The organism is Marinobacter sp. H13, assembly GCF_059072335.1.
The window spans coordinates 279,462-300,264 of sequence record NZ_JCACRU010000009.1; the positions used below are offsets into that span (position 1 = coordinate 279,462).

27 protein-coding genes are annotated in these 20,803 nt (G+C 50.9%); 22 read left to right on the forward strand and 5 right to left on the reverse strand.

The genetic code is table 11. The features are described from left to right. Positions 1–12: 12 nt before the first annotated feature. The 7 genes from AC5JQH_RS22960 to AC5JQH_RS22990 all read left to right on the forward strand — a co-directional run bounded on the left by AC5JQH_RS22960 (position 13) and on the right by AC5JQH_RS22990 (position 4,190). Positions 13–714 (forward strand): hypothetical protein, encoded by a 702-nt coding sequence (locus AC5JQH_RS22960; protein ID WP_136630078.1) that lies wholly within the window; start codon positions 13–15, stop codon positions 712–714. A 222-nt stretch (positions 715–936) separates the two neighbouring features. Further along, the gene (locus AC5JQH_RS22965; protein ID WP_136630077.1) at positions 937–1,212 is read left to right on the forward strand and encodes a hypothetical protein; all 276 of its coding nucleotides are present in this window, start codon (positions 937–939) and stop codon (positions 1,210–1,212) included. Continuing rightward, a complete protein-coding gene (locus tag AC5JQH_RS22970) occupies positions 1,209–1,571 on the forward strand; it encodes a hypothetical protein (RefSeq protein WP_136630076.1) in 363 nt (120 codons plus the stop codon). The genes AC5JQH_RS22965 and AC5JQH_RS22970 overlap by 4 nt, the downstream gene beginning before the upstream one ends. A gap of 244 nt (positions 1,572–1,815) precedes the next feature. Next, positions 1,816–2,355 (forward strand): HD domain-containing protein, encoded by a 540-nt coding sequence (locus AC5JQH_RS22975; protein WP_482902111.1) that lies wholly within the window; start codon positions 1,816–1,818, stop codon positions 2,353–2,355. A 48-nt stretch (positions 2,356–2,403) separates the two neighbouring features. Then, positions 2,404–2,706, forward strand: coding sequence for a hypothetical protein (locus AC5JQH_RS22980; protein ID WP_493806165.1), 303 nt, complete (start codon positions 2,404–2,406; stop codon positions 2,704–2,706). A gap of 62 nt (positions 2,707–2,768) precedes the next feature. After that, positions 2,769–3,254: a hypothetical protein gene (locus AC5JQH_RS22985; protein WP_482902109.1), complete on the forward strand. Its 486-nt coding sequence runs from the start codon at positions 2,769–2,771 to the stop codon at positions 3,252–3,254. Between the two features lie 126 nt (positions 3,255–3,380). Then, entirely contained in the window at positions 3,381–4,190 is an 810-nt protein-coding gene (locus AC5JQH_RS22990) for a hypothetical protein (protein ID WP_493806166.1), read from the forward strand. Between the two features lie 145 nt (positions 4,191–4,335). Here the strand turns inward: AC5JQH_RS22990 and bamE are convergent, their stop codons facing one another. Beyond that, positions 4,336–4,725 carry an outer membrane protein assembly factor BamE domain-containing protein gene (bamE, locus tag AC5JQH_RS22995; protein ID WP_482902108.1) on the reverse strand — a complete coding sequence of 130 codons (390 nt, stop codon included), beginning with the start codon at positions 4,723–4,725 and terminating at the stop codon, positions 4,336–4,338. 168 nt (positions 4,726–4,893) lie between these two features. On the opposite strand from bamE, the gene AC5JQH_RS23000 reads away from it, so the two are divergent. The 15 genes from AC5JQH_RS23000 to AC5JQH_RS23070 all read left to right on the forward strand — a co-directional run bounded on the left by AC5JQH_RS23000 (position 4,894) and on the right by AC5JQH_RS23070 (position 15,206). Then, positions 4,894–5,373 carry a hypothetical protein gene (locus AC5JQH_RS23000; RefSeq protein WP_482902107.1) on the forward strand — a complete coding sequence of 160 codons (480 nt, stop codon included), beginning with the start codon at positions 4,894–4,896 and terminating at the stop codon, positions 5,371–5,373. A 24-nt stretch (positions 5,374–5,397) separates the two neighbouring features. Next, positions 5,398–5,868 carry a hypothetical protein gene (locus tag AC5JQH_RS23005; RefSeq protein ID WP_482902106.1) on the forward strand — a complete coding sequence of 157 codons (471 nt, stop codon included), beginning with the start codon at positions 5,398–5,400 and terminating at the stop codon, positions 5,866–5,868. A gap of 260 nt (positions 5,869–6,128) precedes the next feature. Continuing rightward, positions 6,129–6,332: a hypothetical protein gene (locus AC5JQH_RS23010; protein WP_482902105.1), complete on the forward strand. Its 204-nt coding sequence runs from the start codon at positions 6,129–6,131 to the stop codon at positions 6,330–6,332. 12 nt (positions 6,333–6,344) lie between these two features. Beyond that, the gene (locus AC5JQH_RS23015) at positions 6,345–6,575 is read left to right on the forward strand and encodes a hypothetical protein (RefSeq protein ID WP_482902104.1); all 231 of its coding nucleotides are present in this window, start codon (positions 6,345–6,347) and stop codon (positions 6,573–6,575) included. Then, positions 6,568–7,506, forward strand: coding sequence for a class I SAM-dependent methyltransferase (locus tag AC5JQH_RS23020; RefSeq protein WP_482902103.1), 939 nt, complete (start codon positions 6,568–6,570; stop codon positions 7,504–7,506). Before AC5JQH_RS23015 ends, AC5JQH_RS23020 begins: the two co-directional genes overlap by 8 nt. Before the next feature lie 171 nt (positions 7,507–7,677). Continuing rightward, positions 7,678–8,175 carry a hypothetical protein gene (locus AC5JQH_RS23025; RefSeq protein ID WP_153637286.1) on the forward strand — a complete coding sequence of 166 codons (498 nt, stop codon included), beginning with the start codon at positions 7,678–7,680 and terminating at the stop codon, positions 8,173–8,175. Between the two features lie 48 nt (positions 8,176–8,223). Then, positions 8,224–8,508, forward strand: a complete 285-nt coding sequence (locus tag AC5JQH_RS23030; protein ID WP_136631014.1) for a hypothetical protein — start codon at positions 8,224–8,226, stop codon at positions 8,506–8,508. Further along, the gene (locus AC5JQH_RS23035) at positions 8,495–9,256 is read left to right on the forward strand and encodes a DotI/IcmL/TraM family protein (protein ID WP_482902102.1); all 762 of its coding nucleotides are present in this window, start codon (positions 8,495–8,497) and stop codon (positions 9,254–9,256) included. The genes AC5JQH_RS23030 and AC5JQH_RS23035 overlap by 14 nt, the downstream gene beginning before the upstream one ends. After that, positions 9,253–9,846: a hypothetical protein gene (locus AC5JQH_RS23040; RefSeq protein WP_136630763.1), complete on the forward strand. Its 594-nt coding sequence runs from the start codon at positions 9,253–9,255 to the stop codon at positions 9,844–9,846. The genes AC5JQH_RS23035 and AC5JQH_RS23040 overlap by 4 nt, the downstream gene beginning before the upstream one ends. After that, entirely contained in the window at positions 9,843–10,844 is a 1,002-nt protein-coding gene (locus AC5JQH_RS23045; RefSeq protein ID WP_493806167.1) for a DotH/IcmK family type IV secretion protein, read from the forward strand. Before AC5JQH_RS23040 ends, AC5JQH_RS23045 begins: the two co-directional genes overlap by 4 nt. Before the next feature lie 2 nt (positions 10,845–10,846). Then, a complete protein-coding gene (locus AC5JQH_RS23050; RefSeq protein ID WP_493806168.1) occupies positions 10,847–12,220 on the forward strand; it encodes a DotG/IcmE/VirB10 family type IV secretion system protein in 1,374 nt (457 codons plus the stop codon). After that, entirely contained in the window at positions 12,217–13,821 is a 1,605-nt protein-coding gene (locus AC5JQH_RS23055; RefSeq protein WP_153637284.1) for a hypothetical protein, read from the forward strand. Before AC5JQH_RS23050 ends, AC5JQH_RS23055 begins: the two co-directional genes overlap by 4 nt. 14 nt (positions 13,822–13,835) lie before the next feature. Further along, the gene (locus tag AC5JQH_RS23060; protein WP_136630768.1) at positions 13,836–14,216 is read left to right on the forward strand and encodes a DUF6750 family protein; all 381 of its coding nucleotides are present in this window, start codon (positions 13,836–13,838) and stop codon (positions 14,214–14,216) included. Between the two features lie 6 nt (positions 14,217–14,222). Continuing rightward, positions 14,223–14,867: an HNH endonuclease gene (locus tag AC5JQH_RS23065; protein WP_482902099.1), complete on the forward strand. Its 645-nt coding sequence runs from the start codon at positions 14,223–14,225 to the stop codon at positions 14,865–14,867. Positions 14,868–14,930: 63 nt separating this feature from the next. Continuing rightward, on the forward strand, positions 14,931–15,206 hold the full coding sequence (locus AC5JQH_RS23070; RefSeq protein WP_493806169.1) for a hypothetical protein: 276 nt from the start codon (positions 14,931–14,933) through the stop codon (positions 15,204–15,206). Between the two features lie 7 nt (positions 15,207–15,213). Here the strand turns inward: AC5JQH_RS23070 and AC5JQH_RS23075 are convergent, their stop codons facing one another. The 4 genes from AC5JQH_RS23075 to AC5JQH_RS23090 form a co-directional block, all read right to left on the reverse strand. Further along, positions 15,214–15,795, reverse strand: coding sequence for a hypothetical protein (locus AC5JQH_RS23075; protein ID WP_482902098.1), 582 nt, complete (start codon positions 15,793–15,795; stop codon positions 15,214–15,216). Beyond that, on the reverse strand, positions 15,795–18,308 hold the full coding sequence (locus AC5JQH_RS23080) for a DotA/TraY family protein (protein WP_482902097.1): 2,514 nt from the start codon (positions 18,306–18,308) through the stop codon (positions 15,795–15,797). The genes AC5JQH_RS23075 and AC5JQH_RS23080 overlap by 1 nt, the downstream gene beginning before the upstream one ends. Positions 18,309–18,435: 127 nt before the next feature. Next, the gene (locus AC5JQH_RS23085; protein ID WP_482902096.1) at positions 18,436–19,593 is read right to left on the reverse strand and encodes a ParB/RepB/Spo0J family partition protein; all 1,158 of its coding nucleotides are present in this window, start codon (positions 19,591–19,593) and stop codon (positions 18,436–18,438) included. Continuing rightward, entirely contained in the window at positions 19,577–20,437 is an 861-nt protein-coding gene (locus AC5JQH_RS23090) for an AAA family ATPase (protein WP_482902095.1), read from the reverse strand. The genes AC5JQH_RS23085 and AC5JQH_RS23090 overlap by 17 nt, the downstream gene beginning before the upstream one ends. Positions 20,438–20,803: the final 366 nt, after the last annotated feature.

Genomic DNA, 20,803 nt, shown 5'->3' on the forward strand with positions numbered 1-20,803 from the left:
TGGAGAACCAAAATGACACCCGCTGACAAAGATCAGGCCCTACATACAATTCTCGCCGCCCTGCGCACCTATCAGGAGCTAGGCTATGGGGATCCGGATATCCGCCCGAACGACATTCACGACATTGCCACCAACGGTGGCGACCAAATCTCCATGGACAACGCAGGCATTGAAGAGCTTTGCCAGATGCTGAACTTCGGTGACCTTGAGTTGACGCACAAAGACGAGCGGACCACAAGCCAAGGTCCCTTCACCGTCACCCAGGGCGATGACTCCACCCGGCTCGATATCGGCATTACCGGGCTCGGCGGTGTTCAGCTCAATCGCACCGGCGAAGGTCTGGTCATTGATGTAACCGGGCAGGATGAGGAAAACCCGGTTATCGGTTCCCTCGCCCTGCTGGAAAGTGACTTCACCACCCTTTCAGATGAACAGCAGCCCAATTCCGGCCTTCTGGTACCAGTAACGCTGAACACCTTTGACGTCGAGGGCAACCAGGTCGACACACAGTCCATGGATCTGCCCGGCCACCAGGTGTCCGATATTATCGACCATGCTTCTCAGCTGGTGGTTGTCATGCGTGACATGGGAGCTGGTAACTCCGGCATTGAGGCCTTCGATCAGGTTTACAGCCAGCTCGAAGAGGCCATCACCACGGCCAAGATTGTCGACCCCTGTGACCGGCCCTTGCCCACCCTGCATTTGATGCCCTGAACATCCATCCCGTTCGATCCTTTGCCCGCATGAGCGGGTTTTTTTTGTGCCTGGCCGTTGGCCAGCCGGGGCGCGGGGCGCCCTTTGTTGTGCGCTGAGGCCGTTTGGCTACGCCACGGCTGTCGCCGCGGGTTTTCGGACTATATACACCTTGCAGGGTGTCTTATTGCTGGTAAAATGGTTCTCAGGTTAGGCAAACAAATACAGGCAGGAGAACACCCCATGAGCAATGAACCCACCTTCAAGCTGGCGGTTGAGCTGACCGCCTCCCAGATCGAGGCAATGGCTTCCCTGATTGAATCCGGTGCCGATGATCTGCAAGAGAAGATCGCCTCAGAGTCGGACTACACCGCCGAGGACATAGCCGGTGCAAATGAGCAGATCAAGGACGCCAACAAGGGCATCGAGATCATCAAGCAGGCGCTGGCAGATAATTGCAACGAGATTCTGGCCATGTTCGGCCTCGGCTATCAGAACTCACAGGAGGCTGGCCAATGAGCACTCGCAACGCCCACACCAGTCGCACCATCGGAATCGTTGGCCGTTTCCAGCAGTCAGCCGTAATCGCAGAGATGCTGCGCAAAGTACAGCACATCGACGAGAGCGCCATTCAGATTGTCGTTGAGCCGGAACACAAGGTTGTCACCCTCCATGACATTTTCGACCCGCAGGCCTCCGTACACCTGCATGGCATGGAAGCGGACAACTTCCTGGCCAGCAGCCGAAAGCTCGCCCAAAAGGTCGGCCTGAGCTATCGGGACGCCCAGAAAGCCGCCGCCTACGATTACCGGCAGCTCATGATTTCCAACGCGCAAGCTCGCGCCACCCAGCCGTTCAAGATTCGCCGCGCCGGTTGAACCAAATGCCCCATCCATCCCTTACCCACCGATCAGTAACCCGGGAGCCCTGCTCCCGGTAGGAGGGCTTCGCCCTTTTCGTGTGCACTGAGGCCGGTTGGCTACGCCACGGCTGCGCCGCGAAAACTTCCACCCCCAGAATCTGGTGAAATTTGATACAATGGAATCCTTATCTAGCCAAGTGCAATAATTTTATCGAATAATACAACTTTAGATTCAGGGCAAAGCTGTAATGAGGGGCTTCATGGGATTCGATCCAACACTACTGGCCAGGCGGACAGCCGATGAGGCGCACCGCTCCATTGGACAGGTCCGCAAAGGTTCCGGCGCTCCCTACATCACGCATTGTGACGCGGTGGCCGGACTGGTTCGCCAGCACGGCGGCACCTTCTCAATGATTGAGGCGGCATTTCTACACGACACTCTGGAGGACACCCCGCTCACTGAGAACGACATTCTGGAGATGTTCGGGCCTGCGGTTTTGGATCTGGTTAAAGCGGTGACGTCTATCAGCAAGCCGGAGGATGGCAATCGCGCCACCCGCAAGGCCATTGACCTCAAACATTATGCTTCTGGCGACGCCCGGGCCCAGACCATCAAGCTGGCGGATATCGTGGACAACTTGAGTGATATCTCCACGCTGGATCCGAAGTTCGCCGAAGTCTACATCTGGGAAAAGTACCAACTGGCCCGGGCATTAACCAAAGGGGCTCCCGAGCTGCGGGAGCGGGCAATCGAACTGTGTCTCAAGCACATCAAAGAAATCGGGCTATCCGCGGACTAACCCTCTGCGAATAGCGCCTGCTATATGAACCAGGGGAGCAATCACAACATGCGCAACCTCACAACCGACGAACAGAAAAAGGTCATCCAGATCGCCGAGGCCACCGCCAAACAACGGCACCGCCTCATGGCTATTGAGCCTAAGGGCAATCAATCCCGGTTCTTTCAGGCGCAGGCTGAGTTTCACTCAATGGAAGTCCTGCTGCATCACGGTACCGGCCGGGAGATCCCGGAAGAGACTGTCGAGTTCCTGCAAATGTACAGTGATGATAGCCAGAGCGAGTACAAGGCTGAAATCAACGCCTTCATCCGGGCTGTCGAGAATGCAACCGGGCGCTCAATCAATCTGTAACCGGTTACCGGTACCCTGAACATCAACGAATCAACCAATCCGTAGGTAGGCAAGAAGCATCAATGAATACCCCCGACAACAACCTGAGCCCATCTCCGGTCATGCTCACCCCCAGGCAGACTCACCTTCTGCGGCAACTGGTGGTTGATCGAATGGAGGCAATGGCCGCTCACATGCCGGAGCACAGCGCCCTTCATGACGATCCCGAGATCCTGAATACCCTGGAGGAGTTATCTGACCTTGATATCGCCCTGACCAGTGAGGCTAATGAGAAACACACCACTGGGGGTGGCCCGGAGAAGCCTGGTATGCGGTTTGACTCCGAAGAGCTGGCGGACATCCAGCGTTATGCCATGTACGGCATGGCGGCCGTTGAGGAGGCGCTGACGAGCGATTCAAAGACCGTGCGCGACCCAATCGGCATGGTGAAGGATCGCAAAGAGATGCAGAAAGACCTCACCCGATTCCGACCCACCTTCGGAAAGCTCACTGTGGCCTATCTCTCAGGCTCTCAGGCAAGCGAAATCACCAGGCGGCTAAAGGACTAGCCCTTACCTTTTCCTACCTTTCAGGCAGCTTCCAGCTAACTCCCTGTTCACTGCATTGACTCGCCACCTGCCCAACCCCGAAGTAACATACCCCTCGATACAACAGACCAGAGATTTTTAAGTGTCATGGAACAGCCCTGCAACACCACCCCCACACTTCGTGAAGGTGCCCGTATCACCCTCGGCCTGACGTTCAATGCAGTTTATCGACGATTCCTCAAACGAGGCGTGCACAACCGCCGGGGCTATCTGGCGCTGATGGACAAGCTGAGCCCGGCCAACCGCTTTCGCCTGAGGCAACTGGAGCACCGCAGCCCGGATCTGGCCAACACCATGAACGAGGGTATCGACTACTGGGCCGGCATCATGAGCGCCATCTTTGAAGTCAACGACCTACTCAAGGGCGTCCCAAGCCAAAGAGCGGTACCCAAATCCTTCGAAAACCTCCTGCCACGGGAATCAAGGCCGGCAATCAAGCAAAAGGCCGACACACTGCTTAAGGAGGCGGATCCCGATGGCCTGGCCCTCATGCGGGCCATGAAAGCTCCAGTGACCGATGAAAATGCCCGGAAAGTGATTCACGGCCACTTCATGGCCCATACATTTGAAACGAAAGGACCTATGGTCGATGAGCTGCTGGGCCATGACCAGCTCAACTATGAGGCGCGGGTTATCCTCAGCGATCTCTCCGAAGCGGTTAGCCGCTACCAAACCAATCCGGATTCCTTCGATGAAGATCGAATCAATGAAGTCGGAGGATCCCTTCTCTACATGGATCCGCTTCAGGTTTTGCTCAATGCAAAGCGCAAAGCCACAAAGGATGAATACGAGCAACAGGAAGGTGAAACGGTTGAGTGGACGGTCATCTGCTCTCTGGGAACCCAGTTTTACGGCAGAGAACTCAAAAGCCTCGAGGCCCTTGTCGACAAGCCATAAAAAAACCCTCCGAAAACCGGAGGGTCAAAGTTGCCCCTTGCCCCGTGTCCTGAAGCAAGTGTCTGTCTGCTAGGTCAGCATCCAGACGCACAATTCCTTCTACGCCCTGATCAGGGCTACGGTTCACATCAGTAACTGAGGCCTGTCAGCCGCCCCATACAGGCGTGGGACTCTGGGACGAATCAAGATTCTGCTCCTGATAGTGGTAATCAGTCACCACGTCGGCCTTATCAAACCAAACTATCAGAACCTTGGTCTGAGTGTCCACCCCACCGGCAAACAAGCCGACAAACGGAATGAAGTTGGTAGCACGGGAAGTGGCCTTGGAATAGGTGTACGAAATCCCGCTTACCGCATCGCCGCCCAACTGGTTCCCGGACATCACACCATTGGGCTCACCCAGCCGGGCAATCACTTCCGCCCGGGTAGTCTCGCCAATCTCCAGGCTCCTCACCTGCTCATTACTCACATCCGTTCCAACCGTGGCACAACCGGTCATTACCAGGGCCATCAGTGCGGATAACAGCACGCGCATCGTCGTTTCCTTCTACTGCTGAGTTTGTTCTCCGGCCACCCCCAGTACATCGGCTCTCATGTATCTGTCGGATAAAACCCCGGAGAATGTTAACACCAAAACACCTTGCATGGTGTAGGTGGTATGATACAATTATTATTAGGTTAGGACAACAGCAGGTGATACGTTATGTGCAGCATCGAAAGCAACCCCTACATCGACCGCCTTCAAGCCTTTCAGGACATGGCTCACAGCCCTTCCCTCACGGCTAACTGTCAGGATGTGGTAGACGCCTTCCACCGCGACGCACAGGCCTACGAGACTATCCTCGCCGCCTTCAAGGAAACCGGCTACGGCCTCACCCTCCGCAATGACACCACCAACCAGTGGACCGTCATTCTGGAGGACATGAGCGAGCCCGGCCGCTTCCGCCACCAGACCTTCGATCAGCGCGGTTTCTTCGGACACCACACCATGGACTCCATCGAAGAAGTCATCGAAGACGCCATCGATCTCGGGTACCGCACCGTGGACAATGGCCGCCTCGAGGAACTCTGCATGACCGAAGAATGGGCAGAAGGCTCCCGGGTAGGCGCGTTGATCCAGCAGCTCAACAGCGGCCAGATCAACTGGAGCGAGTTCGCCAGCCAGTCCTCCCCTACCCCATAACCCATAACGAGAAAAGGAAACCCTATGAGTAGTACCGGATCAAAGCACGTTGCCAAGTGGCTACCCATCGCCATTTTTGGCCCCGCTGTCATCGTTGGCGCATACATGCTGTACGATAAGATCTCCAGCCAAAACGAAGCCCAGGCAGAAGCTGAGAGCATCACCGATCTTTCTGAGCAGATCCAACAGGCCTACGAGGAAGTCCCGGACGAAGCCCAACCCATCCTGATCACCGTTGATGAATCGGGCGAAACGAGCATTGAGCCCCGCCCCGGACTGACCACTGACGTCATCTCCGCGACCGCACGCAACCACAACCAATGTGAATCGTTCGCCGAGAATTTCACCAGCGGTCAGTTCAATTACTCAACCGTCATCGTTGGAAGCAAGAGATACCAGGTAGGCGAATGGACCGGTTCCAGCCCAACCACGGCATGCCTCCTGGCATTCCAGCAGTCACCTGAGAGCGTCACTGTACAAGTCGAGATCCGTTGATTATACGGGCTCAGATTCTCATGTAGTGCGGTGGCCCTCCCCGGGTCACCACCTCCCCCACAGTCAGATATCGCCCCTATCCCTCACCTGCCACCCATGGCATGCCCTCGACCCTATGTGCGCTTCGCGCTTTTGTGTGCACAGACAAGACGTTCCTAAGGAACGCATGGCGCGTTTTCTGATCGCCTGAATGCACCTTGCTTGGTGTATCTTTATTTGATACTATTACTTTCAGGTTAGGACAAGTAAGGCAGGCAGACATGAAACAGAACACTATTCAGATTTCAGAAAAGACCCAGAGGACGCTGGTGCTTCTTGGTCTCATTGCTGGGGGTGTCGCCCTCGTTATCGCAGGCACCTCAGGATACGAAGCCACCCGGCTATGGGGCGAGCAGATCGCCCAGACCCAGATTATCGTCGGTGGCGCTATGGCCTCATTTAGCTTCGCAGCGCTCATGTGGTAACGGAGGCAGTTCATGTTGCAAAGAACGAACATCATCAATGCCGCCCGTGACGCAGTGGCAAAGCTTGAATCTGAAAAGCCAGGTGCTGGCCTTGAAGAGCTGGCCCATGCTTTCCGGGTCCTGATTCACAAGTATGTCGATGAGTGGGACCTCGAAGACCTCACCGAAGAATTTCATCTTGAAATCTTCACATACTTCCCGGCGCTTCCTGGAGCCCCTGAGGAGGAGACTGAACATGAATAAGCCTCAAGGGTTTGCAAGCTCCGTCGCCTCATATCCGAATCGCGGTAAGTGGGGTGACTCTCGCTGGCGGGGTAACTGTTCCGGCCACATCATCAAGGACGCTCTGGGTTCCTATTTCGATTGGTCCAACCCAGAGGCCCTGTTCGTTGACCCCTCAGAGGGCTCCGGTACATCCGGTGACGTTGCCCGGGAACTGGGGGTGAGTTACAAAGGCCTCGATCTTCACAGTGGGTTCAACCTTCTCAGGGACGATCTACTCGAGTCCGTTGGGCGTCCCGCTGAAATGATCTTCTGGCATCCCCCATATCACTCAATGATCGAGTATTCCAAAAACGTATGGGGTAATGGACAGGCTCACCCAGACGATCTGTCCAACTGTCAGAGCGTCGGTGAGTTCATCGAAAAGAGTCAGCTGGCTCTGATGAATATCTATGATGCCCTCTCCCACCAGGGTCGAGCCACGTACTGCGTGCTAATCGGCAACATGCGTAAGTCCGGTGAGTTCTATGACCTGACAGGAATGCTTCAGAGAGTGGCGCCGGGGAAGCTGAGGGACATCATCATCAAGCAGCAGCACAACTGCGTTTCAGACTCTCGACGTTATGGGGGTGCTTCCTTCGCCCGTATCGCGCACGAAACCCTATTGGTTTTCGAGAGGGACAGAAGGATTCTCTGTGCCATCGACTTCGCCTTCCAGGTTGAACAGCGTCTGGCCAATGCCCAGCGAATGACGTGGCGATCGGCTTTGAAGCGTGTCACCCGCCCTGGCGAAAAGGTTCACCTACAGGACCTGTACGCTCGCCTGTCGGGGTACGCCAAGCGTGTTGCGACCAACCAGAACTTTGAGGCGAAGATTCGACAGGTAGTCCGACGCTTCGAAGAGGACTTCACACCCCTTGGAAAAGGGGTTTATGAGAGGGTGGCGGCCTAGTGTCGTCATTGTCCACGGCCACCCTTGCTGATAGTATAACTTGGTTTCTCAGGCAAGTTATCGTGCCGGGAGCCCCGGTTTCAGCAGGTGTGGCCCAGCCATTCGCTTCGCGATTTGTGTGCACTTATGGGAAGCGGACAACTGTAGCAACGGCTACACTTGGAGATTGATTTGAATATTGAAGCTGTAAAGGAAACCGTGCCTACTCATTTCCCGGACAAGACCAGCAGCCCCTTTACCATTGGGGATATCATGACCATTGATGTTGATGGTCATCTGGACTTCCACTGCACCCTGTACTGGAATGGCCGAGAGGTCGCAAAGATTGATTCCAGTCCCGGTCCTTTTGAGCCTCTCAACTGGGAATGGCTCGACAAATCAGCAAAAGACGATTTTGCCTCCTTCCTTCGCCTTGTGAAATTTCCTACGGCCGATCTTTTTGTGGGTAGCATGATTGCATGCTTCTGCAATATCGAGTGGCTTGCCAAGGAATGCGAAACAGATACATTGTTTCGTTTTGCAACCGACCCTCCCCACGTTTTTCAGCGTGTAAAACAACCCTTCTCTCCAGAGCTAAAGGCCCGACTTATCAAGCGTTACGGGAAGAATATCTATTTCTTCAATGAAGCGTTAGATAGGTACTCTGGCATCGGGAATATTCTTGACTGAATCTCTGATTTAATTTATCTTCTCATTAGGCTGTTGAGAGGTTTTATTTTGTCAGAAGAATTTGATCCTAAGTCCCTTGAAGAAGAGCTGTGGTCCGAGAAAGCCGAAGAAGGCAGTGCCATTCGCTTTTCCTCGGAGACTTTACCGCCGGCTTCAGTTGGACTCGCAAGTATCAGGATGAAGCGCTGGACTCGCAGGCTTGTCTCCCTGTCAGTTGTGCTTATGGTTCTCTCGACGCTCCTGTGGATCAGTAAGACCCACCACATCCTGAGGCTTTCCACCCAGGATGGTTTGGTTCAATCAGTAGAGCTTTTCATTAATGACGAACGCTAAAACTCCGATCCGGAAAACAACAGGTACTTCTGCTTCTGCAGCTAAGGCCGCGCCGAATCGTGTGGTTCGCAAAAAGCTGGCGGGCCCAGCAAATTCTACTGCGAGCGTTCCGGCACCCGTTCAGGGTCCGAAAACCTTCAAAGAAAATGAATCCAGGCTGTCGTTTGTAGACAGCAATCTGTCTAATTTTTATTGGGCTCTCGGCCTGTTTTTCAGCACGTTGACTTTGTTTTTGATGGTTTTCTTCTGGACGCCCGACCACTACAACATTCCAGCTACGGATGACTACCGCTTAATCAACCTCAAGCCTTTGAGCGAGCAAGGGAATATAACAGATGCTGCTGCACGGGACTTCGCTGCCGCTGCAATCGAGGATGTCTTATCTCATTCCAATATGGACCCGAAAGCATCAATGAATGAAGCTTTCGATAACTACTTTACTGCTGCCGGCAGAAAGGATTTCCTGAATGCACTCGAAAGTGCAGGTGATCTTGAGCCATTGGTCTCTGGCCGATTCTCTACCCTAGCCAAAATCCAGTCGGTACCGGTCATTGAGGAATACCGCCTTACCAACAATCGCTTTACGTGGGTTTATACAGTTCCTGTTCGCTGGCATTGGTTTGACATTGCTCAGAATCGGCCACGATATGCTGATATCCAGGTAACTATCTTCGTTGTACGCGAGAGCCAGCTTAGAAATAGCTCTGGCATGGCCATTGATGCTGTTGTTTACAGGAGCGCTCGATGACCTTTCAGAGCTTCGCAAACAAGAGCATCAAGCCGCTTTATATTCTCTCTGCGTTGCTGATGGTTATCGTGGCAGGAAGACTGTTGTTTGACTTCCACCCACGAATTGATATTCGGCCTTCCAATGCTCCTGTGGTTCGTGCTCCTTTGCTTCCAATTCCTAACGTAGGTCCCATCGCCAGAGACTACTGGATTAAGGAAATGCTTCGTGAGTGCTTTTCCTTTAACACTACCGATATGGAAGAGACCGTGAACAATTGCGCCCTCTTCTATTTCGATATTAATTCGCAGGGGGTTTTTCCAAAGGTCATCTCACGGACCTCTTTTGGTCGGTACATACAAGACAACCCCCAGAGCGGTGCAGTGGTGCAGGCGGTTAACACAAAAGGGCCCTTCATGATTTATGAGGGCTCATCCAAGGGGCTGCCGATATGGCGCTACCAGACTGAAATTATGACAACCCGCTTCTTTTCCGGGAGAACAGCCACCAAACGCTGGTTAATAGATGCAACCATGACTTTTGATACACCGGACTCCCTGTTTTTCTCTGGGTTCCGCTTCACCTCTTTTTACATGGAGGAGCGGGCATGAGAAAGAGCATGAACACTTTCCTTCTGGGCCTCACCCTGTCTTCGGTGGCTAGCTTTTCTGTTGCACAGGACGACAAAAATTCGGGTGATGGTGTTTTGATGTTTACCCCCAGTGAATCCGACAAGGTTGTTATGGAGCAGCGGCGGGAGGCGATGAGTCGGTACATTTGGCAAGAAAAGAACCTTGAGCCTATTCGTGCCGAACTTCGCGAGCTAGAGCGTGAAAAAACGTATCGTCGAGAGCGCGAACAGAGAATGGGTATTCCTCCGAAAATCATCATTGATCAGCGAGTTGTTCAGGAAGAACAGATTCGGGCTCGTAATACTCCTCTTCGCGAGGCGGCTTGCCAAATCAAGACAATCTCTTACAGCAACAGCAACCCAGAAGCTATCAGGCTGCCGATTGCATCTCGCTCCCCGGCTCACCTCATTTTCCAGGACTCAACTGGACAAGTATGGCCACTTGACGGCCACACCCAGGGGGATTCTGAAGCATTCTCAAGCGAGATTCTTGAACAGCAGCCGCACATTTATGAGGTTGCCGTTCAAAAACCGTACGCAATGGCAACAAATAATCTTCTTTTGCAGGGTTACCCGCAACCTATCGTTGTGCGCCTTGTCGGCGATGAAGAAGACAATGTATGCGTTCTCAATGTTCGGCTGAACATGCCGGGACCAAACGCAAACACCAATCCGACCATGCTTTCAGACGCAGGTTATGGCGGCGGTGAAGACGAAATCATGTTCCGCCTTGCTGTCAACGACATCCCAAATGGCGCTGAAGAAGTGGAACTCACTGGACTTCAGGACGCTGGACGCGCCTGGATCATCAACGGCCGCCTCTATGTGCGCAGTAAATTCTGGATGGAGAGTCCTCCCCGAGCCCAAATTCAGGATGTGAGTGGCATTTATGTTTATCGGATCGAGGATCCATCGCAGGCGACCGCTTATCTCAGGACGCCGAATGGTGAGTCTGTAAGGGTAACTATTGGTTCTTAAATATGGCCGACGAACAAAACATCCATGAGAATCCAGAACAGAACAGTGACACGTTCTGGGATTCCTTTGGCGAAGAGCAGGATCGCGAAGACCGTGCAAGACGTAAGGCAGCCCTTAAAAATGCCTTCAAAAAGGGTGGTCGCGGCTTTTTGGTGATTGGGGTTGTTGCTGCTGGTCTCTTCACCTACATGATTATGACAAGCCCTGACGAAAGTACTGACAACACTGGTGGGTCAGGCAGCGTGGTTAACCGGACCAGCCAGGGCGATGTGCGAGAAACAGAACTGTCTGATGATAGTCCTATTGCCCAGCAACAACGCCAAGCTCAGGAACAACAGGCGGAAGACGCCCGTAATCAGGGTCGTACCTATATCGAGCAAGTGACTCTTCAGAACCAGGAGCGTGCTGAAGAAGCAGCTGCTGATGAATCTGTTGACACCAGGCGAGATACTGGTGATCTGGCACTGGATACACTGCAACGTCAATCTCAACGTGTTTCTACAGGAAATCCGACTCCCGTCACGCCGCCCGGTCAGACAAACCAGAATCGTCGTGCAAGCCAGAATCAGCCGGAAGGTTGGACCCTGAAGGACGAAATTGATGAAGCCAAAAGCCTAAGTGAGCAAACAAAAGACGACCTGCGAAAGGTTGCAGAGTCCCAATCGAATTATGGGGCGTTTGCCAGCTATAGCGCTGTTTCACGGGATTCTGGAGAAGCATCAGGTACAAGCTCGAACTCTTCCAATCCTGATGACATTCCTTTCGTCACCGGTGGCTATGGTGAGGAACTGGCCTTTGCACAGAATCCATCAGGCGAGAGCCCAAACACCTTCAAGATTCCAGCCGACACTCGACTCTTTGGTGTTGCCACTGTCGCGCATAACTCGGACATAGGTGGTCCGATGTCATTTGAATCAGTTACACCGCCTTTAGATGGAGCAGTGTTTCTGGCTGAGGAAGTTCCCGTTCGGGGGGAAGCCGTTGCTCCACAAATCACTCAAATGATTTATCGGGGCGAGACATACGATGTAAGGGCTTTGATCGTTAACGCAGCAACTTTCCAGCCCGGCATCGCTAGTGATTATGACAACCACTATCTGAGCCGTTGGGTTCCCTATCTCTTGGGAACATTTGGTGGTGCTTATGCTGAAAGCTTAAGAAATAGCACCACCACTACAAGCCCTGAGGGCGCAACTGTAAATGAGACATCGGACATCCCTGATGCCGCAGATCAGGTCAAATTTACTCTTGGTACTGGGCTCGGACGCATGGTCCCGGTACTCCAGGAACAAATCAATCGACCGGTTACTGTTGAGGTTTACAACGGAGAGCAGGTCGGAATCTGGATCCTAAGTGAAGTTGAGGTTAAGCGATGAGTGCTGAGAACTGGATCGATATTCTTAACCGCGCCATTCAAATGAATGCCGCGTGGGAAGTCGAGGATGATGAGAGCGGCCATACCTTCATGTATGACGTTGAGGTTCTGAACGATATCGTCACACTCCTGGAGAATGGAGCAACCAGTGATGAAGTTGTTCATCAGTATGAGCAGTATGTCGGGCCTGATTTCGAGCGTTACATTTTGGTTCTCGAGCAGGCTATGGAGCAAACAGAAGAGGATGAGCCTGATGTCCTCGACGCAGATGCACCTACCGTTGATGACGCTGTTAGCGCCGGCAACGACACTCCTTCAAGCTTTGACTATGGAGATGTTCCCGAGGAGCCATCTGAGCAAGAGAGCAAAAAAGATTCACCAAACAAAGCTCCCAAAAGCAAAAAGGGTCTTGTGATTGGTGCATCACTTGCCGGACTTATAACGATGGTTGGCGTTGGTGGTTTCGTTTTTTATTCCGCATTCACCCAAACATCAAGCCCCGTGGCACAACAAAAGACAGTAACTCCTGTCTTGAAATCAACGCCCAAGCCTCCCGTTAAGGATGAGGCGCCTCAGCAGGCTGCTGTTACAAATAACCAGGCAGGTTCATCAAATACAGCTGAACAGGGAACAGTGAGTGGGAGCCAGAGCAAGGGGTTCACCGTTGCTCAGATGGGTGCCGAACAGACTACCCGCGGTTCGGAAGCACAACAAAGCGCGGTGCCAACAAGCCGTCAGGTTCAGCCCTCACCCCGCCAGCAGCACGCTTCTATGCCTTCGCCATCTGACATTGTTGATGATTCGCAACTTGCCGACATGAGGGATGAAATTAACGCCCAGATCCAGAAGATCGAAGCATCCATGTCGGAAAAAATTGGCGATCGTTTTGGTGACCTTCGCGAAACATTGGGTCGGATGGAAGCACAACTCAAACGCATTGATGACCTTGAAAAGAAGATCGCTCAGGAGCAGAGCGAAGAAGAGAAACACTCAGAGACTGTCAAGAAGAAGGTTCAAGGCCTTACACGACTGGGCGAGTTCTCAATCCTTGCCAATGCAGGGGTTAACAATCGCGTAGTGGCCCTCTCCCCTACCAACAAGGTCATTACCCTCGAAGAGGGCGAGCGGAACATCCTTGCTGCTGGAAGCAACCTGACTGTTGAGGAAATTGTTGGCAACGGAGATGCGGTAATCTTCAGCAATGGATGGTTTATTGATCATGTAAGGGCTCCGGAATCTCTTCGCGAGAAACGCCTTACCGAGAATTCTGACACGGGCTCAAACTCTGAAGGTGCAAATCAAGGCGCCCCTTCTGTACCCAGAACGGCCGCGATTTCAAAGTCCCTGAACCCGGCCATGGTAGCCGCGTCTTCACGCTCCAATACCAATGCCGATAACCGATTCCCGACAATTCAGCGTGCACCTCAGGGGTGGGAGGCTACCGCCCTCATCCCGCCACGCCGGGCTGTCATTGTAGATCCAGAGGGTAATTCCATAACCATTACTCCTGGATCCCAAATCGCTGGCTTGGGCGAAGTGCATTCGGTCAAACAAGACCGTGTACTGGCTGGCCAGTTTTATATCCCCCTCAGCAATCTGTAATCAGGAGAACACTCATGAAAGACCTTACGCTAAAAGCTTATGTTGCTGTTGCCGCATTTGCAGTGACAAGTACTGCGAATGCGCAGGAAGATCTCGCATCGCGAATCACCGATGAAGGCGGGTGGCTGGACCAACTCGGTGCGGTCGGCATGCTGGTTCTTGCTGCTGCGTTTCTGGCTGGCGTTGGCTGTGTCAGCTGGGGCATCTGGTACTACGTTAAAAAATCCGATAACCCCCAGGAGCCGGACGCTGGTGGAAAGGCACTCAAGTTCATTGTTGGTGGTTCGGCTTTGACAATCGTTCCCCTGTTCATTGCTATCATGACAATGACACTTGGTGGTGACGGCGATGCATCCGGTGCCGTTGATTCTCAGCTTCAGCAGTTCCAGCAGTAATCTGATATGAAGTCCATCGTACTTTCCGTTAAGCGCAGCAAGTTTCGGATGGACGACGCCCGGTCCCATGAAAAGGACCGGGCGTATCAGCAGATCCGACCAAAGATACTTGAACGTGATAATCACACCTGCCAGTTTTGCGACCTCCGTTTAGAAGGAAAGCTTGAGGTTCATCATGTTAGTGGTGAGCATGGCGACAATTCCCCGAACAACCTGATAACTGCCTGTAGGCTTTGCCATTTAGCGCATCACATTGGTTTTGTGGGCGTTAAAAATGCAGGTCTATTGGTTCGTTTGCCAGGCATTCAGCAAGCAGAGCTGAACCATTTACTGCGTACACTTTGGATTGGTGAAGACTCCAAGTTGCTCACCGTCAAAGACCAGTGTGCAAGTCTGCTACGATCCCTTGCTCTGACAGCCAGAGGAGCGGAAGCGCTTCTGGGGTATAGTGACCCTAAGCTTCTTGGTGATTACCTGCTTAGACTCAACGAGAAGCAGTATAAGAGGCGTATCGGGGTTCTGCGCGACATCAAGATTCTTTACCATCGCGACAGCTTTGAAGACCATATAAAAGACGTTTCTGAAGTCTATTCTGGCTATCCTGTCGCCAGATGGGGCAAAATAGCTGAAGCGTTTTCCCAATCTGCTTGACTATCCTCTACACTTATCTTATCATTCTAGGTGCGTGTAGAGGGATTGTTAAGAGGCTATGTTATGCACTCAGCATCCCGTGGTTCCTATTTTTTAACCGGAGTGCTTTTCTTCGGTTCGTTTTACTCGATCTGGCTAATTGATTATCCGCCTTTTGCTTGGTGGGATGGCCTGCTTATGTGGTTTTACGAATGGGTTCTTGATTGGAGGTCTTCTTCCGACAGTACTCTATTCTACGTTTTCTTTATCGTACCACTCGAATGGATTTTCTTCGGCCTAAAGTATCTCTTTTTGCCAGGAATCTTGGCAGCACTACTTACACCGACAACAGACCAATGAAAGGGGCCTAGAGCCCCTTTCTTTTTACTTTCAATTTTAATTTTTGCCCACCCCTTAGACCCTCCAATTCAGCCCTAGAGCGTGTATAAAGCTTCCATCCTTCTGGCAATGATGAAGGAAAAAGTATCCCGGGACCTCTCATCAGTCGTCGGAAAAGTTCCATGGGCGACAGGAAAACCTTTTCTCGAATACAGATTTGATGATGTGTTGCACTCAATAGCATCACAGGAAGGGCAGCCATTGCCATTAATGTAAATATGACCGAAAGTAAGGTCCCGGTTTTTGCCAGTGCGCCGGCTGTAGTAACCGCTATTCCTATCCATAGAACGCCTTGGATTATAGCAACATTCCTGTAAGCGGATTTTACGTCTCCTGGTGTGCGTCTGTTGTCGTAACACTTTTTTTCGAAATCAAAACCAGCCCTATTGGATATGACATGCTTGAGATCAAGATCATTTGCAGATTTCCAGCTTTGATACTGTGTTTTTACAGTGTTTCCGGTCTGCGATCCGAAAGACTGTTTGATGAGGGCGGTGGGCCCTAAGGTAACTGACAGAAATTTTTTCACTGGCCCCTTTTCCTTTGTCATTACCTTCTCCTGTCTTTAGGTGCTGCTGCTTCAATCGCTGTAGATGTCAGACGAGTACTTCCTTCGCGAACATTACTATTCACCTGATCTGCTGCATCTCCTACGCCGAACGGATTAACAATTCCACCCGCGACCCAGTTGTTCATTGAGTCAGGAATAATATGTTGCACTGAGTAAATGAACCTGATCAAAATAGTAGCTGCAAGCATGTAAAGTATCAGTTGAGCTGACATCTCAAACACGGGATTGCTCAACGATCCTCCAAGCTGGTTATCAACATCCCAGGCCCTCCAATACTGAACATTGAAATACGCAAACGAGGGTGCGGCGATCGCATTAGCTGTTGCTACGCCTACAACTATAAAGAATGGCTTAAGAAAAATTGCGGCTGTTAAGCTTACTGCTTTTAAGAATCCAGTGTTTATCGCACCGTCACCATCGCTATTAGTGAGTAGCGCCACAGCAAAGCTTACTGCAAACATCCCCTCGATGGTTGTAGCGAGCCATCCAACTACTTGCATCGTGAATATGATAAAGGGAATCATTGGAAGTATATAAGAAAGGTAAAACCCGCCTGCGATCATCATCAAACTTGCTGTTTCTAGGAAACCAACAACCATTTTTATTGATTTCGCTAAGACAGCAGCGGCGATTGCTAATGGGGACGTCAAAGGATTAGCGGCACTGTTGCTAGCAGCATCAGACGCGGATGCAGCCAATTCGAGAGGAGCAGTTATTGACTGATACAATGCCCCAAGGCCAATCAATGATGTTCCAATCGATGAAATAGTGTTTATAGGATTTGGATCTCTTGATTCTCTCCAGTCTCTCCAATCGTCGTTTATTGCGTCGGTAAATCCATCTTCTCCCCTTCCTTGCAGGAATCCGGCACTTACTCCTGGGCGATTCATTTCATCCCCAGAAACACCAACTGCGTTTGTACCGCCTTGCCCTCCCGCAGTACTGAGATAATTTCCAGCGCCGGCCATTGACCGCAAAATTGTTTGAGAATATGTACTTGCAAAACTTTTCCTCGCATCCATAAGGTTGCACTGATCGATGGAACAGTAGTCCAGTACACCTATAGTGGGCGTTTCCCCTTGAAAACTTGCGCGGTATTGTTTTGTTTGCGTCAGAACAATTCCAGAAAATGCATCCATGAAGCTCTGAGCCTCACAATTCTCGGATAAACCGAAATACTCCTCAAAACAGGGGAACTTACTTTCTGACGCGGAGACGATACCTTGAGCGTCAGTAATATTTGACATGGCAATATTTGAAACCCTTGGAATCACGCTATAAAGAGCTCCTAATGCTGCCCACCCGCCATCAATTACTGGTTCAAACATCGAACCACCCAGTTGGTCTTGTATGCCATTAATGCTATCTGCAACGGAGGTGTAAAGCTGCGTATTAAAGGCAGCGATCAGTTCAAAAAGGAATTTTGCCTCGGGACTGCCAGCGGCGTCAGAACCGTGCTCTTCTTCAATAATTTCCTCGAGTCGACCTGTATCAACAATGGTTTCGACTTCAGTGAACAGCTTGAGCGTCAGCGCCCTATAGGGCTCCTTGTATGCCGCAACTGCCCTTGATTGGGCAAGTTCGAGCAGATCTCTTGTGCTTTCCCCTCTTCCGCCTGAATCAACCGGCGCCGAGGCTGTTCTGAATGAGATCGATCCGCAAATCCCATTATTACCAAACACTAGGGAGGATACGTTTTCTTGAGAAAATGCTGAGGAAATTGCGCTCTCCACACTATTGGTTGCAACAAAGTTTTTCCGGCCATCATTGAGAACGTTAACGCTGCTCTGAAGTTTATTAACTCCGTCATTGTCAACATACTTGCTGGGAATGTATGACACAGTTGTGCCATCCCTTTTCACCGCCGTTACAATTTGAGCATGTTCTGGCCTATCTTCACCCTCTTTTTCTGCAGCTATAATCGAGCAACTTGCGATTTTGAAAACGTTAAAAACTGCAATTGGCGTTTCAGGCGGTCGTGTATTATTCAGAGGAAAGGAAAATGCATTTCTTACGTAAGCCGTAGACACGCTATCACCGAACGCAGAACCTGCCTTAGCGATCTCCATCATCATTAACTGTGATGTTGCAACCTGTGTTTGTCGATCGCCGGAGCCAATTGATACCACTGGAATGATCAAAGCTAGCGCTGCAACTGTTCGTGCAGGCCAGAATATTGAATTTATCCCGTCAGCAGCAAAGGAACCTGTCCATGCATTTTTTACCATTTGCATTAAGAAGGTATAGCTGGAGATGATGAGACCGAATGCAGCAGCAAGTATTCCACTAAAGCCTAAGATAGTGGTTAACAGGGCGACCTCATCCATCCCCATGAAATTACCGAAAACCAATGGCCCCTCAGCTACTCCACGCTCGGCGTTTTCTGAAAAAACCCAGTTTCCAAAAACTTTAGCTAAAAGGGTTTCTGCCACACTCTGCGGAGCGGGTTCAAATAGTGTTCTCGCGGTATCGATCCAGCTTTCATCTTCCATCAGACTATTACTTCAATAATGGTTGGCAGACAACTTGACATAGAGTTGATTGTATCTTGTTTACCCACTTTTAGCGACAAAAAAAGGGGATGCATTTTCATGCACCCCCTATGGTTCCCAGTATCTTTTAGGACATGCTTTCTGCTGCAATGCGCAGATTTTCTGCAAGCTGCAGAGCCTGATCTTTCGTTATGTACCCGGTGTTTGCTGTGAGCTTCAGATACTCTGAGTCTTCAAGCACATCAACGGAAAGACTCTTCAGAACCCGCCCTGGTGCTTTGGGTTTGCTGGCCACAGGAGGGTGCTGGCCCTCACTCGCTGACCCATCAACAGACCTTTCATTGTCTGGTGTAGAATTAACGGAGTCGGCTCCAACTTTGGATTCATTAGTTGCTGCTTCTTCAGATGGGGACTGATTGCTTTGCTTCTTGCTGGCAACTTCAAGATATTTTGGTTCCCACTTATAGGAAAGCTTGGCCTTGCCGGTAGCTTGCTTATATGCCTGTTCGGCCGCAGCCTTGGTAACAGCTCCTTCGCCTTTAAGAGCTTGCAAAACCAAATCCCTTGCAGGCCCCTTCTTTCTTTCCGTTGAATCTGCAGAAAGCGCTGATGCCAGGAAGTACAGAGCGGACATGTTCTCCAATTTCCTATTAACGACTACATCCCTCAGGCTGTAACCGATTAATTCATCATTCGTCTTCATCGCTGAGATAATGGTCAGCCTTCGGCTTATCTCAGAAGCCGGTCGCTTCAATCGTTCAGCAACACGGTTCACCACATCCTCGTGACCTTCTTCGGTATAGCGATCGAAGTAGTTTTCTGTAATGTCGAGAACCTCTGCAACGGTAAAAGAAGAACGTTGCAGGTTTTCGTCAACCTGGTTGTCGTACTTCGTTTTTTCATCCGGCTCTTTTACCAACAGGCAAAGAACACCTTTGTCTTGGCAGTAGTCTCTCTTGGCACGCCAGCGAGTCTCACCGAACCAAATTTGAATCTGCTGATTTTTTTCACTGAAGTACACTTTAATCGGGGTGTGCTGCTTAAGCTCATCCATTGACGAGGCAAGCGCTTTAACTTCTTCTTCTTCGAAGTGCTTTCTTGGCTGATCAGGGTCTGGATGGATCAAGCTTGGATCCAAGGTGAACAGACGCTCTTCCTTGATATAGGTTTCCTTGATTGCAAGTATCTCGGAAAGCTTTTCGAATTCAGCTTCCTGCTCCACAGTCTCATCAGAGTCAAAACTGTCAACCACATCATCCGCAACGCTCTTATGCAACGCAGACATCTTCACCTCCGTAAATCTTCATAACTGTCTGTTTAAAGTATTCGTTTGCTCGCTTCTTCTCGGCTTTAGTTCTAGGGTCGCTAAATCCGACTTTCGGCAAGACGTCCTCAAAGAGTGTCTTTTCGAACAGGTATCGGGCTCTGTCCTCCCCAAGGTCGGCAGCTGTTTTACCATCCCATTGCAGATCAGAGTAACGTCGATACTTAATAATTGGAGTATTCGCGAGCGTTACTAGCCCACGGTTTTTATCGCACTTCTCAACAGAGCGCATGATTATATTTCGCTCTTTGCTATACCCCCACTTCGGATCAAGCTCATTTGGAATGACTACAGCGTGTCTCGCCGGACTGACGTTAGCCTTGTGCAGAATCCCAAGATGGGTTGCGCAGATGTTTAGGTAGTTCGCCACAGAGTGCATGTCAGTCCTGTTCATTTTCGTAGGGATTACAATCAGGTCTGCTGCTGTGAACGAATAGAGAGTCTCAGGTCTAATCGCGGCCTTGGTTGATCCAGGCACTATGTCATCATCGGGGCGACTATCATTTGGATCTTTTGCCGTTCCTGGCGGTGAGTCCACAACCACAAAATCATACCCTTCCGCCAGCTTCATCACTTCATCACGATCGAGCCTTTTTGTCTGGAAGTGATAATCAAATGAAGGAGTTCCAACGAACTTTATCCTGAGTCGGTGAGCATCTGAAATCGAGCCTTGAGTATCTTGCTCGATAAGCAGCACCTTCTTACCATACCGGTGAAGTGTCCCTGCTGCGTGAATCGAAAAGGTCGTTTTACCCGCTCCCCCTTTCTTGTTCCCAACCACGATGATTTTTGCTTGGGTGTCCATATTACCTTCCTGTTGCATTGGTAGCGAAAAACTTGTTTACACATTCTGCACTTTTTTGATTGAGGTGCAACAATTTCCTAACCATTCCACCACTACCATTCACAATCGCGCCCTCTTTTTAGTCTGTGTAACCTGTTGCCCTCCACTGTGATCACCATCATACTTCCGCATTCAGACCACCCATTCTGAGCCCAATTTTAACCGTTAAAATCGCACATCAAAGCCCCAGCAGATAGCACTCAAAATCAAGGTTTGACAAGCCTGATTTTCACGGCTAAACTGCCGTTACGGTTCAAGCACGATCTATAAATTATATATTATTTATAAATAAATATAATTATTTATAAAAATTATTAGGAGATCGGC